The sequence below is a fragment of the Bacillus sp. PPSBB_2 genome, from assembly GCF_045291115.1.
Lineage (GTDB): Bacteria > Bacillota > Bacilli > Bacillales > Bacillaceae_G > Bacillus_A > Bacillus_A cereus.
In genome coordinates, this window is the sequence record NZ_CP147983.1 from 255180 (window position 1) to 270179 (window position 15000).

Below are 15000 nucleotides of genomic sequence, written 5' to 3' on the forward strand. Positions count from 1 at the left end.
ACATGTCTTGCGGAAGTAGTTCAGTGGTAGAATACAACCTTGCCAAGGTTGGGGTCGCGGGTTCGAATCCCGTCTTCCGCTCCAATTTTCAATATGACATGCCGGGGTGGCGGAACAGGCAGACGCACAGGACTTAAAATCCTGCGGTGGGTGACCACCGTGCGGGTTCGACCCCCGCCCTCGGCATCATATGCGCCCGTAGCTCAATTGGATAGAGCGTTTGACTACGGATCAAGAGGTTAGGGGTTCGACTCCTCTCGGGCGCGCTTTTATTAACGGGAAGTGGCTCAGCTTGGTAGAGCACCTGGTTTGGGACCAGGGGGTCGCAGGTTCAAATCCTGTCTTCCCGATATTCCTAAAAAACATGGGGCCTTAGCTCAGCTGGGAGAGCGCCTGCCTTGCACGCAGGAGGTCAGCGGTTCGATCCCGCTAGGCTCCACTTATATTAATATCATTTATGGCGGTGTAGCTCAGCTGGCTAGAGCGTACGGTTCATACCCGTGAGGTCGGGGGTTCGATCCCCTCCGCCGCTACCATAAAGGACCTTTAGCTCAGCTGGTTAGAGCAGACGGCTCATAACCGTCCGGTCGTAGGTTCGAGTCCTACAAGGTCCACCATTAGACGTATATATCTCGGAGGTATACCCAAGTTCGGCTGAAGGGATCGGTCTTGAAAACCGACAGGCGGCGAGAGTCGCGCGGGGGTTCGAATCCCTCTACCTCCTCCATTTTTTCTAAAGTAAATATTTTATCATCGCGGGGTGGAGCAGCACGGTAGCTCGTCGGGCTCATAACCCGAAGGTCGCAGGTTCAAATCCTGTCCCCGCAACCAAATGGTCCCGTGGTGTAGTGGTTAACATGCCTGCCTGTCACGCAGGAGATCGCCGGTTCGACCCCGGTCGGGACCGCCATTTCATATAAAGAAAAGAACGAAACAAGTTGTTTCGTATTTTTTTATTTGTTTTAACAAAAAACTAATAAAGACAGTCAAACTATCCTTAGGACAACTCCTAAGGACTTTTTTATATATTCAAAACCTGTATAATAAAGAGCAGAGAACATTGTGAGTAAAGTAGGTGAAGTCTGTGAGTAAATATGAAGTAACAACAAAATCTTCTGAGGAAACACAAAGGTTATCAGAAAAATTAGGTGAGCTCGTAGAGGCACAAGATGTAATTATTTTAGAAGGAGATCTTGGAGCTGGTAAGACGACTTTTACAAAGGGACTAGCAAAAGGTCTTGGAGTGAAAAGAGTTGTAAATAGTCCTACCTTTAATATCATCAAAGAATATAAAGGAAGATTACCGCTATATCATATGGACGTGTATCGCTTAGCAGAAAGTGAAGAGGACTTAGGCTTTGATGAATATTTCTACGGTGAAGGAATTACGGTAGTAGAATGGGCTCATTTAATAGAAGCATATTTACCGAATGAAAAGTTACAAATTAGTTTATTCCATGCTGGAGATGACACAAGAAAAATTATACTCGAGCCAATTGGAGATCGCTATATTAGATTATGTGAGGAGCTATTACAAGATGAAAGTACTAGCAATTGATACTTCAAATTACGTAATGGGTGTATCCCTTATTGAGGAAGAAAACGTAATTGGGGAAATCATTACAAATTTAACAAAAAACCATTCTGTACGTCTTATGCCAGCTGTAGAGAAACTGTTAAAAGAGTGTGGCGTAAAACCGAAGGAATTAACTAAAATCGTTGTAGCTGCTGGACCTGGATCCTATACAGGTGTTCGTATAGGCGTGACAGCGGCGAAAACATTAGCTTGGTCACTTCAAATACCAATTGTAGGTGTATCAAGTTTAGAGGTAGTAGCTGCAAACGGTGCTAACTTTAACGGGTTAATTTGTCCTTTATTTGATGGAAGACGTGGGCAAATTTATACTGGGTTATATACATATGAAGGAGAGCAGTTAACTTCAATAGAAGAAGACCGAATTATTCTTATTGTAGACTGGTTGCAAATGTTAAAAGATAAAGGACAGCCTGTTTTATTTATCGGTAACGATGTTAAATTGCATAAAGAAACAATTATAGAACATTTAGGTGATCAAGCTGTATTCGCTCCATTTACTAAAAATAACCCAAGACCAAGTGAGCTAGCATTCTTAGGATTACAAAAAGAAGAACAAGATGTGCATACGTTTGTTCCAAGCTATCTTCGTTTAGCTGAAGCTGAAACAAAGTGGTTAGAAAGTCAAAACAAGTAGGAGCTTGCAGAAGATGGATATGATATTTAGAAAGATGGAGCTTGATGATATTGCTCAAATTGTAGCTATTGAAGAAGCGTCTTTTTCAACTCCTTGGACTGCAGATGCCTTTCACCGTGAATTAACGATGAATGAACATGCACATTATATTGTGTTAGAAAAAGATGGTCGTGTAGTCGGGTATTGTGGATTGTGGATAATTATTGATGAATCACATATAACAAATATAGCTATTTTGCCAGAATACCGAGGTCAAAAGTTAGGAGATGCCCTATTGAAAGCAGTTATTTCTGAAGCGAAAGAACTAGGGGTAAAAACAATGACACTGGAAGTACGTGTATCAAATGAAGTAGCAAAGCAGTTATACAGAAAATACGGATTTCAAAATGGTGGGATTCGTAAACGATACTATGCAGACAATCAGGAAGATGGTCTCGTAATGTGGGTGAATATATAATGGAAAAAAATACGATTATACTTGGTATTGAAACAAGTTGTGATGAAACAGCAGTAGCAGTTGTTAAAAATGGAACGGAAATTATTGCGAATGTCGTTGCATCACAAATTGAAAGTCATAAACGTTTTGGCGGCGTTGTACCAGAGATTGCATCACGTCATCATGTAGAAGAAATTACAGTTGTGTTAGAAGAAGCTTTAAAGGAAGCAAACATCACATTTGATGATATTGATGCAATTGCTGTAACAGAAGGTCCTGGTTTAGTAGGAGCACTTCTAATTGGAGTAAATGCAGCGAAGGCAGTAGCGTTTGCACATGATATTCCGTTAGTCGGTGTTCATCATATTGCTGGTCATATTTATGCGAACCGTTTAGTAAAAGAAGTTCAATTCCCGTTATTATCACTTGTTGTATCTGGTGGGCATACAGAACTTGTTTATATGAAAGAACATGGTTCATTCGAAGTAATTGGTGAAACACGAGACGATGCAGCTGGAGAAGCATATGATAAAGTAGCTCGTACGTTATCTATGCCATATCCAGGTGGTCCTCATATTGATCGCCTTGCACATGAAGGAGAACCGACAATTGATTTGCCTCGTGCATGGCTAGAACCGGATTCGTATGATTTTAGCTTTAGTGGATTGAAATCAGCAGTTATCAACACTGTGCATAACGCAAAACAGCGCGGTATAGAAATTGCACCAGAAGATTTAGCGGCAAGTTTCCAAGAAAGTGTAATAGATGTACTTGTAACGAAAGCAGCTCGTGCAGCAGAAGCTTATAATGTAAAGCAATTACTTCTTGCTGGTGGAGTAGCTGCTAATAAAGGACTTCGTGCGCGATTAGAAGAGGAATTTGCACAAAAAGAAAACATTGAATTAATTATTCCGCCGCTATCTTTATGCACAGATAATGCAGCGATGATTGCAGCGGCAGGGACAATTGCTTATGAACAAGGTAAGCGTGCAACATTAGCCTTAAATGCAAATCCAGGATTAGATATTGAAGCATAGTTATACACATAATTAACCACAGGTTGTGGATAAAACCCATATTATCTGTTGATAATGTGGGTTTTATTGTGTATATAAAATGTTGATAACTTTTTTGTTGGCTGTGGATAATGTGGAAAAGTTATTTTAATGTTTATTTTATAAAGGTGGATATGTGTATAAACTTGTGGATAAATAGGTTGATGTCAGACCTTTGAATTTGTTCTTTTTCGGGAAATAAAAAGTAAGAAGATATCCCCGAAAAATATTTTGAAACATCTCCCTATTATAGAAGATGCTAATATTGTCAATCTTTGTCGTTAAATCGATATTTCGTGTCGGATTGTTAATATATATAGGGTTACAATAGATATATTTAAAAAATCGTTAGTATATTCTAAGTTACGATAGATATATTCAAAAAATTGTTTAAGTACTAAAAAAAGATGTCACATAGTCAAAAATCCTGACTTATGAGACATCTTCCTTATTTAAATATGCTTATACATGCAGCTCTTCCCATTCTGCCATACAAGTTTCAAGTTGTTCTTGTAGCGTTTGCTTTTTAGTTGTAATTTCACTAGCTTTTTCATAATCTGCATATATTTCTGGTAAGCAAAGTTGATCTTCTAACGTAGCAATTTCTTCTTCTAATTCCACTATACTTTGTTCTAGCTCTTCAATTTTTCTAGTGCGTTGACGCTCTAGTTTTTTACGCTCTTTTTCTTCTAAATAATTTAATTTCTCTTGTGCAACCACCTTTTGAACAGGAACGTCACTTTCTTGCTGTTCAAGTTCTGCACGTTCAATCATTTCATTTTTTTTTTCAACGTAGTAATCGTAATCCCCTAAATATTCCTGTGCACCTTCTGTTGATAACTCAACCACAGTCGTTGTTACACGGTTAATAAAGTAGCGGTCATGTGAGACGAATAGAAGAGTCCCTGGGTAATCAATTAAAGCATTCTCCAAAATCTCTTTACTATTTAAATCAAGGTGGTTCGTAGGCTCATCTAGAATTAACAAATTTGACTTTTGCATCATAAGTTTTGCAAGAGCTAATCGAGCTTTTTGTCCGCCACTAAGGGAAGATACTGGTTTCAGTACATCATCTCTTGTGAATAAAAAATTCCCAAGTATAGTACGGATTTCTTTTTCCGGTTGCAGTGGATATTCATCCCATAGTTCATTTAAAACCCGTTTAGAAGATGTTAAGTTTGCTTGTTCTTGATCATAATAACCAACAGATACATTTGATCCGAAAGAAACATCACCATTTAATAGTGGTAACTTATTCACAATAGATTTTAACAATGTGGATTTCCCAATTCCGTTTGGACCAACTAAAGCAACACTATCTCCGCGAGTTAAGCGCATAGTTACATGTTCAATTATAGGGTTTTCATCATAGCCGATGGTTGCATCATTTACTTGTAAAACATCATTTCCACTTTGTTTTTCAATATCGAAGTGGAATGATGCTGACTTAGAATCCCCTAATGGTCTCGTTAATAATTCCATTCTGTCTAGTTGTTTACGGCGACTTTGAGCACGTTTCGTTGTAGAAGCGCGAGCTATATTCTTTTGAACGAAGTCCTCAAGTTTTGCGATTTCATCTTGTTGTTTTTCGTAACGTTTCATTTCTTGCTCATATAATGCTGATTTTAAGTCTAAATATTTACTGTAGTTACCAACAAATCGTCTGCTTTCTTTATTCGAAATTTCATATACTTGTGTAACGAGTTTGTCTAAGAAATAACGGTCATGTGAGACGATTAATATTGCGCCAGGATAACCTTGCAAATATTGCTCAAGCCATGTTAATGTTTCGATGTCTAAATGGTTTGTAGGCTCGTCCAAAATAAGTAAGTCTGGTTTTGTTAATAATAATTTCCCGAGAGCTAATCTTGTTTTTTGCCCGCCGCTTAAAGTAGAGATCGTCGTCTGGTGCGTTTCAACTGGGAAGCCAAGGCCGCTTAAAATGGAGCGAATATCCGCTTCATATTGATATCCACCTTGATCTTTATAATTGAGTTGTAATTGGTCATAATCAGCTAACAATCTTTCATATGTAGCTTCGTTTGAAAAGTTTTCTTCTTTTCCCATTTCTTGCTCAAGCCTTCGGAGTTTTGTCTCCATTTGCTGTAAATGGGTAAAGACGGTTAGCATTTCATCCCAAATTGTTAAAGACGTTTCTAGTCCAGTATTTTGAGCTAAATATCCGATTGAGACATCTTTCGGTTTTATAATTTCGCCACCATCATGAGATAATTCACCAGCGATAATTTTTAATAATGTAGATTTACCTGCTCCATTCCTTCCAACTAATGCGATACGATCTTTTGTTTGTACTTCCAATTTTATGTTTGCAAGAATTGTTTCTGCACCGTATAATTTCGAAAGCGCGTTTACTTGTAATAAAATCAATGTTTTCACCTCAAATAATTTCTTAACTTTGCCATGTTTATATTTCTCAATCATACTAAAAATAGTGTATAGTTTAAAATAAAGAGAGAATACTTCTTCTCTTTATTATACAAGGAATTTAATGAGTGCTAAACTTCTGTATTTGATTAAAGTATATGAATAAAGATAGGAAGAGAGGAGAGGTCATATGGATCAGCAAAAGATTCCACAAGCCACTGCTAAAAGATTGCCTCTATACTATCGATTTATCCAAAACTTATCTCTTTCTGGTAAGCAGCGTGTTTCATCGGCCGAATTGAGTGAGGCAGTAAAAGTAGATTCCGCAACAATACGAAGAGATTTTTCGTATTTTGGAGCGTTAGGGAAAAAGGGATATGGATATAACGTAAATTATTTATTATCATTTTTCCGCGAAACACTTGATCAAGATGATATAACACGTGTAGCACTTATTGGAGTAGGTAATTTAGGGACCGCTTTCTTACATTATAATTTCACGAAAAACAATAATACAAAAATTGAAATGGCATTTGATGTTAGTGAAGAGAAAGTTGGAACAGAAATCGGGGGCATTCCTGTATATCATTTAGATGAATTAGAAGAGAGATTATCAAATGATATACAAGTGGCAATATTAACAGTACCGGCTACAGTAGCGCAAGCTGTAGCAGATAGATTAGCTGAAACAAGCGTGCACGGTATTTTGAATTTCACACCAGCGCGATTAAACGTATCAGAGAATATTAGAATTCATCATATTGACTTAGCTGTAGAGTTACAAACATTAGTTTACTTTTTGAAAAACTATCCACAATAAAACGCAGAGGAAGCGACCTCTGCGTTTTATTATTGTTTCTTCTTTGTGAATTTAACTAATATAAGGCGAAGTGCCAAATTAAAATCAATTGTTGCCATAACTGCAAATAGTATTGTCCACATATTCCAGATTGTATCTGTCACGTTCGTAATGGCGAAGCGTGTAAAGATACATCCAAGAAGGAAGTATAGTGCAGCCATGAACAATGGTGAGTTTCTCATACAAAAAATCCTCCGATAAAGCCTTGCATTTTTTCAGCTTCTTTAATCATTTCTTGAATTTGTTCATTGCTCATAAAAATTTGCCCAATAGCGACTAATGTATTCATTGCAACATGAGCTGCAATCGGAACGATAATACGTTTCGTCTTCACATATAAGAAGGCGAATACGAGCCCCATAGCAGTGTATACCAATAAGTGAGTAAAATCAAAATGAATTGCTGCGAATACAAGCGAACTAATGATAGCTGCAATAAAGAAGTTAAACTTCTTATAAAGTGTACCGAATAGAATTTTTCTAAATACGATTTCTTCTAAGATAGGTCCAATTATAGAAACAACAATAAGGAACCAAGGTGTCGTTCTTGCAATTTCCATCAGTTTCATTGTATTTTCTGAACCTTGTTTAATTCCTAGCAGTTGCATCTCGATCATACCGGCAACTATTTGTGAAAAGAAAGCTAAGAAGAACCCGATAAAAATCCATCCAATAGTAGCTGGAACAGAAGAGCGCATTGCATCTAAATGCCTGTCACGAATATCTGTTCTAAGTAACCAAAGTACGATACATAATGCAATAAAGAAGCTAATGATTGCCCAGTGTCCCGTTATGATTTGTCCTTTTTCCTCAATGGTAAATCCTCTATTATCATAGAGTCCTGTTTTTAGGAGAAGTGGTAATCCAACAACGCCAGATAACTGCATTAAAATGTATGTAACGATAATCCACCAGTATTGTTTCTTCAAATGGTTTAACCATCCTTTCTAACTATAGTGTATGAGATAAGTTAGGATAACATGTAAATATGCTACCTACGATATAAACCTCACTTGAATTATGTTTTTTTCGTAAATCCTTATTTGAAATTATAATAGAAGACAGGAGAAAGTTGTGTGTGTAGCGAAAACAACTTAGGGTGTCCTTTCATATTGTAACATACGAGCAGTGGAAACAACGATTCATATAGTAAAGGCAGTATTCTATATAGAAAGTTTATATAGTGATTTGCGAAAAAATTATGATTTTTTTACTTGCAAAAGAAATTGAGATTATTTATTATTATAAGTGTGTTAGCACTCGGATGACTTGAGTGCTAATAAAAGAAATTTACATAACAAAATGAGGAGGTTATTGTTCATGCTAAAGCCATTAGGTGATCGCGTTGTAATTGAGCTTGTTCAAGCAGAAGAAAAAACAGCAAGTGGTATCGTATTACCAGATACTGCAAAAGAAAAACCACAAGAGGGTAAAGTTGTTGCAGTAGGTACTGGTCGAGTGCTTGAGAATGGTGAGCGTGTTGCTTTAGAGGTAGCAGCAGGTGATCTTATCATCTTCTCAAAATATGCAGGTACTGAAGTGAAATATGAAGGTACAGACTACTTGATTTTACGTGAAAGTGACATTTTAGCAGTTATCGGTTAATTATATAAATCTTAAAAAATCCAAGGGGGTCAATTATTATGGCAAAAGATATTAAATTTAGTGAAGAAGCACGTCGTTCGATGCTTCGCGGTGTCGACACTCTTGCAAACGCAGTAAAAGTTACGCTTGGACCAAAAGGTCGTAACGTTGTACTTGAGAAAAAATTTGGTTCACCACTTATTACAAATGATGGTGTAACAATCGCAAAAGAAATCGAATTAGAAGATGCATTCGAAAACATGGGTGCGAAATTAGTAGCAGAAGTTGCTAGCAAAACAAATGACGTAGCTGGTGACGGAACAACAACTGCAACTGTATTAGCGCAAGCTATGATTCGTGAAGGTCTTAAAAACGTAACAGCTGGTGCTAACCCAATGGGTCTTCGTAAAGGTATCGAAAAAGCTGTTACTGCTGCAATTGAAGAATTAAAAACGATTTCTAAACCAATCGAAGGCAAATCTTCTATCGCACAAGTAGCTGCTATTTCTGCAGCTGACGAAGAAGTAGGTCAATTAATCGCTGAAGCAATGGAGCGCGTTGGTAACGACGGCGTTATTACTTTAGAAGAGTCTAAAGGATTCACAACAGAATTAGACGTAGTAGAAGGTATGCAATTTGATCGTGGATATGCATCTCCTTACATGATTACTGATTCTGACAAAATGGAAGCAGTTCTTGATAACCCATACATCTTAATCACTGACAAAAAGATTTCTAACATTCAAGAAATCTTACCAGTATTAGAGCAAGTGGTACAACAAGGTAAACCACTTCTTATCATTGCTGAAGATGTTGAAGGCGAAGCTTTAGCTACATTAGTAGTGAACAAACTTCGTGGTACATTCAACGTAGTAGCTGTTAAAGCTCCTGGATTTGGTGACCGTCGTAAAGCAATGCTAGAAGATATCGCAATCTTAACAGGTGGCGAAGTAATCACTGAAGAATTAGGTCGTGACTTAAAATCTGCTACAGTTGAATCTTTAGGACGCGCTGGTAAAGTTGTTGTTACAAAAGAAAACACAACTGTAGTTGAAGGTGTAGGAAGCACAGAACAAATCGAAGCTCGCATCGGTCAAATCCGTGCGCAATTAGAAGAAACAACTTCTGAATTCGATCGTGAAAAATTACAAGAGCGTCTTGCTAAACTAGCAGGTGGCGTAGCAGTAATTAAAGTAGGTGCAGCAACTGAAACTGAGTTAAAAGAGCGCAAACTTCGCATTGAAGATGCACTTAACTCAACTCGTGCAGCAGTAGAAGAAGGTATCGTTGCAGGTGGTGGTACTTCACTTATGAACGTATACACAAAAGTAGCTTCTATCGTAGCTGAAGGCGACGAAGCAACAGGTATCAACATCGTACTTCGTGCACTAGAAGAGCCAGTTCGTCAAATCGCAATCAACGCTGGTCTAGAAGGATCTGTAGTTGTAGAGCGTCTGAAAGGCGAAAAAGTAGGCGTTGGTTTCAACGCAGCTACTGGCGAATGGGTTAACATGCTTGAGTCTGGTATCGTAGATCCAGCTAAAGTAACTCGTTCTGCACTTCAAAACGCAGCATCTGTTGCAGCTATGTTCTTAACAACTGAAGCTGTAGTTGCTGACAAGCCAGAACCAAATGCACCAGCAATGCCTGACATGGGCGGCATGGGCATGGGCGGTATGGGCGGAATGATGTAATTCCGTTTGCCCTAAAAAACATCCATTTCTATATAGAAATGGATGTTTTTTTATGTTTTTTAGAAAAGGAAATGAATTTCTGTAGAATTTTGTCGCTTTCTCTCTTGACCATATTGATACTTCATTGTTAGAATCTAGGAAGATAATATAAAACGATCCTTCATATATCCTCAATGATATGGTTTGAGAGTCTCTACCGGGTTACCGTAAACAACCTGACTATGAAGGCAGTGTGTCTTATATTTATAAAGAGCGGAGACTATCTTTCTTTATAAAGCCAGACCCCTGCCTTTTCTTTGTTATGAGACTAGAGGCGGAGGACTGGCTTTTTTTATTATATTGGTAATGCTTTTCGCCAAATTGGTGAAAATATTTATATACGAGAACTAACGTTGGGGTGATTATTTTGAAGAAACAACACGATACAATTATCGTTTTAGATTTTGGAAGTCAATACAATCAGTTAATAGCACGTCGAATTCGTGAGTTCGGTGTATACAGTGAACTTCATCCACATACAATTACTGCAGAAGAAATTAAAGCAATGAATCCAAAAGGGATTATTTTCTCTGGTGGACCAAATAGTGTATACGGTGAAGGTGCATTACATTGTGATGAAAAAATCTTTGAACTAGGTTTACCAATCTTCGGTATTTGTTACGGTATGCAGCTTATGACGCAACACTTCGGTGGTAAAGTAGAGCGTGCAAATCACCGTGAGTACGGAAAAGCTGTTCTTAAAGTAGAGAACGAATCAAAATTATATGCGAACCTTCCAGAAGAGCAAGTTGTATGGATGAGCCATGGCGACTTAGTAACTGGTTTACCTGAAGGATTCGTAGTAGATGCAACAAGTGAGTCTTGCCCAATTGCTGGTATGAGCAATGAAGCGAAAAACTTATACGGTGTACAATTCCACCCAGAAGTACGTCACTCTGAGCACGGTAACGATTTAATTAAAAACTTCGTATTCGGCGTATGTGGTTGTTCTGAAGGATGGAACATGGAGAACTTTATTGAAGTAGAATTAGAAAAGATTCGTGAAACTGTTGGAGACAAAAAAGTACTATGCGCACTTAGTGGCGGTGTAGACTCTTCTGTTGTAGCAGTATTAATTCATAAAGCAATTGGTGATCAATTAACATGTATTTTCGTTGACCACGGTTTACTTCGTAAAGGTGAAGCAGAAGGCGTTATGAAAACATTTAGCGAAGGCTTCCATATGAACGTTATTAAAGTGGATGCAAGAGACCGCTTCATGGACAAGTTAAAAGGTGTAGAAGATCCAGAACAAAAACGTAAAATCATCGGTAACGAATTCATTTACGTATTTGATGATGAAGCGTCAAAATTACAAGGTATGGACTTCTTAGCGCAAGGTACACTTTACACAGATATCGTTGAGAGTGGTACAGCAACTGCACAAACAATTAAATCTCACCATAACGTTGGTGGACTTCCAGAAGACATGCAGTTCAAATTAATTGAGCCTTTAAACACGTTATTTAAAGATGAAGTACGTGTATTAGGATCTGAACTAGGAATTCCTGATGAAATCGTATGGCGTCAACCATTCCCAGGTCCTGGTCTTGGTATTCGTGTATTAGGTGAAATCACAGAAGAGAAATTAGAAATCGTTCGTGAATCTGATGCGATTTTACGTGAGGAAATTATTAAAGCCGGCTTAGATCGCGAAATCTGGCAATACTTCACTGCGCTTCCTGGTATGCGTAGCGTAGGTGTTATGGGTGACGAGCGTACTTACGATTACACAGTAGGTATCCGTGCAGTAACATCTATCGACGGTATGACAGCTGACTGGGCACGTATCCCTTGGGACGTATTAGAGAAAATCTCTGTACGTATCGTAAACGAAGTAAAACACGTTAACCGTATCGTGTATGATGTAACGAGTAAGCCACCAGCAACTATTGAGTGGGAATAGTATTTATAAAAAAGTCCATCTATTGCTTATGCATAGATGGACCTTTTTTATTTTGGTATTAATACGAACGAAAATATAAAAATTTATAAAAATGTTCGTTTTTAAATTGACAAAACTACTTCGTCGAGTTAATATGATTATGTAATTCAAACGAAAAGTGAATATTATGCCGTCGTATAATATCGGGGATATGGCCCGAAAGTTTCTACCTAGCTACCGTAAATGGCTTGACTACGAGGCGTTTGTATAAAGATGAGGGGAAACTTGTCTTTGTTTATAGAACGCTTCCATGTATATATGCAATGGAAGCCTTTTTTATTTCTCGGGATAAAAGATGGCTAGGAGAAATACGGCGAGTAATCATATAACGGGGGAAACGTAGGATGAAACGCTATTTTCAGTTTGATGAGCTCGGTACGAATTATAAGACTGAGTTCATAGCAGGGTTAACGACATTTCTATCTATGGCTTACGTACTATTTGTCAATCCTGCTACGCTGTCGCTTGGAAATGTTAAAGGGTTACCAGCAGGTACAGGGATGGATCCAGGTGCAGTATTCGTTGCTACGGCATTAGCGGCAGCGATCGGTTCGTTAATTATGGGTATTTTCGCGAAGTATCCAATTGCTTTAGCGCCAGGTATGGGAATTAACGCGTTCTTTGCTTATACAGCAGTGTTAACGATGGGTATTCCATGGCAAACAGCAATTGCCGGAACATTAATGTCAGGTATTATCTTTATTATTCTTACTGCTTCAGGTATTCGTGAAAAAATCATTAATGCAATTCCATCGGAGTTAAAGTTTGCAGTAGCAGCAGGTATCGGATTGTTCATTGCATTCCTTGGATTCCAAAATGCAGGAATTATCGTGAAAAATGATGCGGTTCTTGTTGGGTTGGGGGACTTAACAAAGGGCACAACGTTACTAGCAATCTTCGGGGTTGTTACGACAATCATCTTCATGATTAAGAAAGTTAATGGTGCAGTATTTTACGGTATGATTCTTACAGCGATCTTAGGAGTGGCAACAGGATTAATTGATACTCCGAAAGCTGTAGTGGGAGCAATACCGAGTCTAGAACCAACGTTCGGCGTGGCGTTAACGCACTTCGGAGATATTTTTACAGTTCAAATGGGGATTGTTATTATAACGTTCTTCTTTATCGATTTCTTTGATACAGCAGGTACGCTTGTAGCGGTTGCGAATCAAGCTGGATTAATGAAGAACAATAAATTACCACGTGCAGGAAAAGCATTATTTGCAGATGCGATTGCAACTGTAATTGGTGCGATCTTGGGTACATCAACAACAACGTCTTATATTGAATCTTCTGCAGGGGTAGCAGCGGGTGGACGTTCTGGATTTACAGCAGTTGTAACAGCAGGATTCTTTTTACTGGCACTATTCTTCTCACCATTACTAAGTGTTGTAACACCAGCTGTAACGGCACCAGCATTAATTATTGTAGGGATCTTGATGGTTTCTTCTTTAGGGGAAATTGATTGGAAGAAATTCGAGATTGCAGTACCAGCATTCTTTACAATTATCTCTATGCCACTTACGTATAGTATCGCAACTGGGATTGCGATTGGATTTATCTTCTATCCAATTACAATGGTAGTAAGTGGTCGTCGTAAAGAGGTTCATCCGATTATGTATGTTATGGGAGTTTTATTCGTACTATATTTCATCTACGTTCGTAAATAAAAGGGGTTTTTTAAAGGTCTAGACTTAAGGGGAGTCTAGACCTTTTTTGTGTCTTCAGAAAATCTTAAGGATTTCCGAGCGTTTTTCTTCAGAAGTTTTCCTATAATAGAAGTTAGGGATTAAAAAAGTGATGGGGGAGATATTGTGGCACACGAAACAATACTTGTCGTAGATGATGAAAAAGAAATTCGGAATTTAATTACAATCTATTTAAAGAATGAAGGATATAAAGTATTGCAAGCAGGAGACGGAGAAGAAGGATTACGTCTACTGGAAGAAAATGAAGTACATCTAGTCGTATTAGATATTATGATGCCGAAAGTGGATGGTATTCATATGTGTATGAAAGTAAGGGAAGCGAAAGAAATGCCTATTATTATGCTTTCTGCCAAAACGCAAGATATGGATAAGATTTTAGGGTTAACAACAGGAGCAGATGATTACGTAACGAAGCCGTTTAATCCGTTAGAGTTAATCGCACGAATTAAATCTCAGTTACGCCGTTATATGAAAATGAATGGTTTCGCTATTCAAAATGAGGACGAGTTAGAAATTGGGGAGATGAAAATCAACATCTCGACCCATAAAGTTATTGTAGAGGGAGAAGAAGTGAAACTAACTCCGAGGGAATTTTCAATTTTAGAATTGCTAGCTAGAAATCCAGGTATGGTGTTTAGTGCGGAGCAAATTTATGAAAAGGTGTGGAATGAACGATCTTTCCAGTCTGATAACACTGTAATGGTGCATATTCGAAAAGTGCGTGAAAAGATTGAGGAGAATCCAAGGAAGCCTAGATATATAAAAACAGTATGGGGAGTGGGGTATAAGATTGAAAAAGATATTTAATCCGTTTACTTATATAAGGAAAATAAGAGAATTAATTGAGAAATTAGTAAAGAGCGTACGAAAGAGTATAAGGATTCAATTGATTACTACTTTTGCTGCTTGTGCGTTATTAGGAGTTTTGTCAGCAAAGGCAGCAGCGCCGTTTTTTGAGAATGCGAATCATCAAGCAACTATCGATTATCGGGCTGGTATGGAACAAATTAATCACCAAGCTCAAGGAGCGGCAAATAGTTCGGTTCATGAAAATAAATTAGAAG

General features: G+C 38.0%; 14 protein-coding genes, 10 tRNA genes and 2 riboswitches (1 of these 26 cut by a window edge). Of the genes, 21 read left to right on the top strand and 3 right to left on the bottom strand.

The window, feature by feature from the left end:
* Positions 1 to 9 precede the first annotated feature (9 nt).
* The 14 genes from V6946_RS01395 (at position 10) to tsaD (ending at position 3704) form a co-directional block, all read left to right on the top strand.
* Positions 10 to 84: transfer RNA gene (locus tag V6946_RS01395), tRNA-Gly, on the top strand.
* 16 nt (positions 85 to 100) lie between these two features.
* Positions 101 to 186: transfer RNA gene (locus tag V6946_RS01400), tRNA-Leu, on the top strand.
* A gap of 6 nt (positions 187 to 192) precedes the next feature.
* Positions 193 to 266, top strand: a tRNA-Arg gene (locus V6946_RS01405).
* Between the two features lie 10 nt (positions 267 to 276).
* Positions 277 to 350 (top strand) — tRNA-Pro (locus V6946_RS01410).
* Between the two features lie 16 nt (positions 351 to 366).
* Positions 367 to 439, top strand: a tRNA-Ala gene (locus V6946_RS01415).
* Between the two features lie 20 nt (positions 440 to 459).
* Positions 460 to 536, top strand: a tRNA-Met gene (locus V6946_RS01420).
* 4 nt (positions 537 to 540) lie between these two features.
* Positions 541 to 617: transfer RNA gene (locus V6946_RS01425), tRNA-Ile, on the top strand.
* 17 nt (positions 618 to 634) lie between these two features.
* Positions 635 to 727, top strand: a tRNA-Ser gene (locus V6946_RS01430).
* A 27-nt stretch (positions 728 to 754) separates the two neighbouring features.
* Positions 755 to 831 (top strand) — tRNA-Met (locus tag V6946_RS01435).
* 3 nt (positions 832 to 834) lie between these two features.
* A tRNA-Asp gene (locus V6946_RS01440) sits at positions 835 to 910 on the top strand.
* Between the two features lie 174 nt (positions 911 to 1084).
* Entirely contained in the window at positions 1085 to 1558 is a 474-nt protein-coding gene (tsaE, locus tag V6946_RS01445; protein ID WP_000049642.1) for a tRNA (adenosine(37)-N6)-threonylcarbamoyltransferase complex ATPase subunit type 1 TsaE, read from the top strand.
* Entirely contained in the window at positions 1539 to 2231 is a 693-nt protein-coding gene (gene tsaB / locus V6946_RS01450) for a tRNA (adenosine(37)-N6)-threonylcarbamoyltransferase complex dimerization subunit type 1 TsaB (protein ID WP_000865740.1), read from the top strand. Before tsaE ends, tsaB begins: the two co-directional genes overlap by 20 nt.
* Positions 2232 to 2244: 13 nt before the next feature.
* Positions 2245 to 2688, top strand: coding sequence for a ribosomal protein S18-alanine N-acetyltransferase (rimI, locus tag V6946_RS01455; protein WP_000367190.1), 444 nt, complete (start codon positions 2245 to 2247; stop codon positions 2686 to 2688).
* Positions 2688 to 3704 carry a tRNA (adenosine(37)-N6)-threonylcarbamoyltransferase complex transferase subunit TsaD gene (gene tsaD / locus V6946_RS01460; RefSeq protein WP_000414585.1) on the top strand — a complete coding sequence of 339 codons (1017 nt, stop codon included), beginning with the start codon at positions 2688 to 2690 and terminating at the stop codon, positions 3702 to 3704. The genes rimI and tsaD overlap by 1 nt, the downstream gene beginning before the upstream one ends.
* 480 nt (positions 3705 to 4184) lie before the next feature.
* On the opposite strand, the gene V6946_RS01465 is transcribed toward tsaD, so the two are convergent.
* On the bottom strand, positions 4185 to 6110 hold the full coding sequence (locus V6946_RS01465) for an ABC-F family ATP-binding cassette domain-containing protein (protein ID WP_366982248.1): 1926 nt from the start codon (positions 6108 to 6110) through the stop codon (positions 4185 to 4187).
* Between the two features lie 187 nt (positions 6111 to 6297).
* Between V6946_RS01465 and V6946_RS01470 the strand changes: the two genes are divergently transcribed.
* Positions 6298 to 6927, top strand: a complete 630-nt coding sequence (locus V6946_RS01470; RefSeq protein WP_000372699.1) for a redox-sensing transcriptional repressor Rex — start codon at positions 6298 to 6300, stop codon at positions 6925 to 6927.
* Positions 6928 to 6956: 29 nt separating this feature from the next.
* Here the strand turns inward: V6946_RS01470 and V6946_RS01475 are convergent, their stop codons facing one another.
* Both V6946_RS01475 and V6946_RS01480 read right to left on the bottom strand, forming a co-directional pair.
* On the bottom strand, positions 6957 to 7148 hold the full coding sequence (locus V6946_RS01475) for a YdiK family protein (RefSeq protein WP_001246201.1): 192 nt from the start codon (positions 7146 to 7148) through the stop codon (positions 6957 to 6959).
* A complete protein-coding gene (locus tag V6946_RS01480; protein WP_006920743.1) occupies positions 7145 to 7894 on the bottom strand; it encodes a CPBP family intramembrane glutamic endopeptidase in 750 nt (249 codons plus the stop codon). Before V6946_RS01480 ends, V6946_RS01475 begins: the two co-directional genes overlap by 4 nt.
* 391 nt (positions 7895 to 8285) lie before the next feature.
* On the opposite strand from V6946_RS01480, the gene groES reads away from it, so the two are divergent.
* From groES to ampS, 6 genes are all read left to right on the top strand, one after another.
* A complete protein-coding gene (groES, locus tag V6946_RS01485; RefSeq protein WP_000917311.1) occupies positions 8286 to 8570 on the top strand; it encodes a co-chaperone GroES in 285 nt (94 codons plus the stop codon).
* 38 nt (positions 8571 to 8608) lie between these two features.
* The gene (gene groL / locus V6946_RS01490; RefSeq protein WP_001029993.1) at positions 8609 to 10243 is read left to right on the top strand and encodes a chaperonin GroEL; all 1635 of its coding nucleotides are present in this window, start codon (positions 8609 to 8611) and stop codon (positions 10241 to 10243) included.
* Positions 10244 to 10383: 140 nt separating this feature from the next.
* A riboswitch (purine riboswitch) is annotated at positions 10384 to 10485 on the top strand.
* A gap of 164 nt (positions 10486 to 10649) precedes the next feature.
* The gene (guaA, locus tag V6946_RS01495; protein ID WP_000743909.1) at positions 10650 to 12188 is read left to right on the top strand and encodes a glutamine-hydrolyzing GMP synthase; all 1539 of its coding nucleotides are present in this window, start codon (positions 10650 to 10652) and stop codon (positions 12186 to 12188) included.
* Between the two features lie 152 nt (positions 12189 to 12340).
* Positions 12341 to 12442: riboswitch (purine riboswitch) on the top strand.
* A gap of 129 nt (positions 12443 to 12571) precedes the next feature.
* Positions 12572 to 13897: an NCS2 family permease gene (locus V6946_RS01500; RefSeq protein WP_000833096.1), complete on the top strand. Its 1326-nt coding sequence runs from the start codon at positions 12572 to 12574 to the stop codon at positions 13895 to 13897.
* 144 nt (positions 13898 to 14041) lie between these two features.
* Positions 14042 to 14743 (top strand): response regulator transcription factor, encoded by a 702-nt coding sequence (locus V6946_RS01505; protein ID WP_000929885.1) that lies wholly within the window; start codon positions 14042 to 14044, stop codon positions 14741 to 14743.
* Positions 14727 to 15000: the start of an aminopeptidase AmpS gene (gene ampS / locus V6946_RS01510; protein WP_366982247.1), read on the top strand. Its footprint extends 1232 nt past the window's final position; 274 of the gene's 1506 nt are visible here — the first part of the coding sequence; its start codon is at positions 14727 to 14729; its stop codon lies beyond the right edge, outside the window. Before V6946_RS01505 ends, ampS begins: the two co-directional genes overlap by 17 nt.

Bases quoted from the DNA above. Each gene is read 5' to 3' on its own strand.
- V6946_RS01470 (WP_000372699.1), top strand. From the start codon at position 6,298: ATGGATCAGCAAAAGATTCCACAAGCCACTGCTAAAAGATTGCCTCTA.
- groES (WP_000917311.1), top strand. From the start codon at position 8,286: ATGCTAAAGCCATTAGGTGATCGCGTTGTAATTGAGCTTGTTCAAGCA.
- V6946_RS01475 (WP_001246201.1), bottom strand. From the start codon at position 7,148: ATGAGAAACTCACCATTGTTCATGGCTGCACTATACTTCCTTCTTGGA.
- V6946_RS01500 (WP_000833096.1), top strand. From the start codon at position 12,572: ATGAAACGCTATTTTCAGTTTGATGAGCTCGGTACGAATTATAAGACT.
- groL (WP_001029993.1), top strand. From the start codon at position 8,609: ATGGCAAAAGATATTAAATTTAGTGAAGAAGCACGTCGTTCGATGCTT.
- tsaB (WP_000865740.1), top strand. From the start codon at position 1,539: ATGAAAGTACTAGCAATTGATACTTCAAATTACGTAATGGGTGTATCC.
- rimI (WP_000367190.1), top strand. From the start codon at position 2,245: ATGGATATGATATTTAGAAAGATGGAGCTTGATGATATTGCTCAAATT.
- tsaD (WP_000414585.1), top strand. From the start codon at position 2,688: ATGGAAAAAAATACGATTATACTTGGTATTGAAACAAGTTGTGATGAA.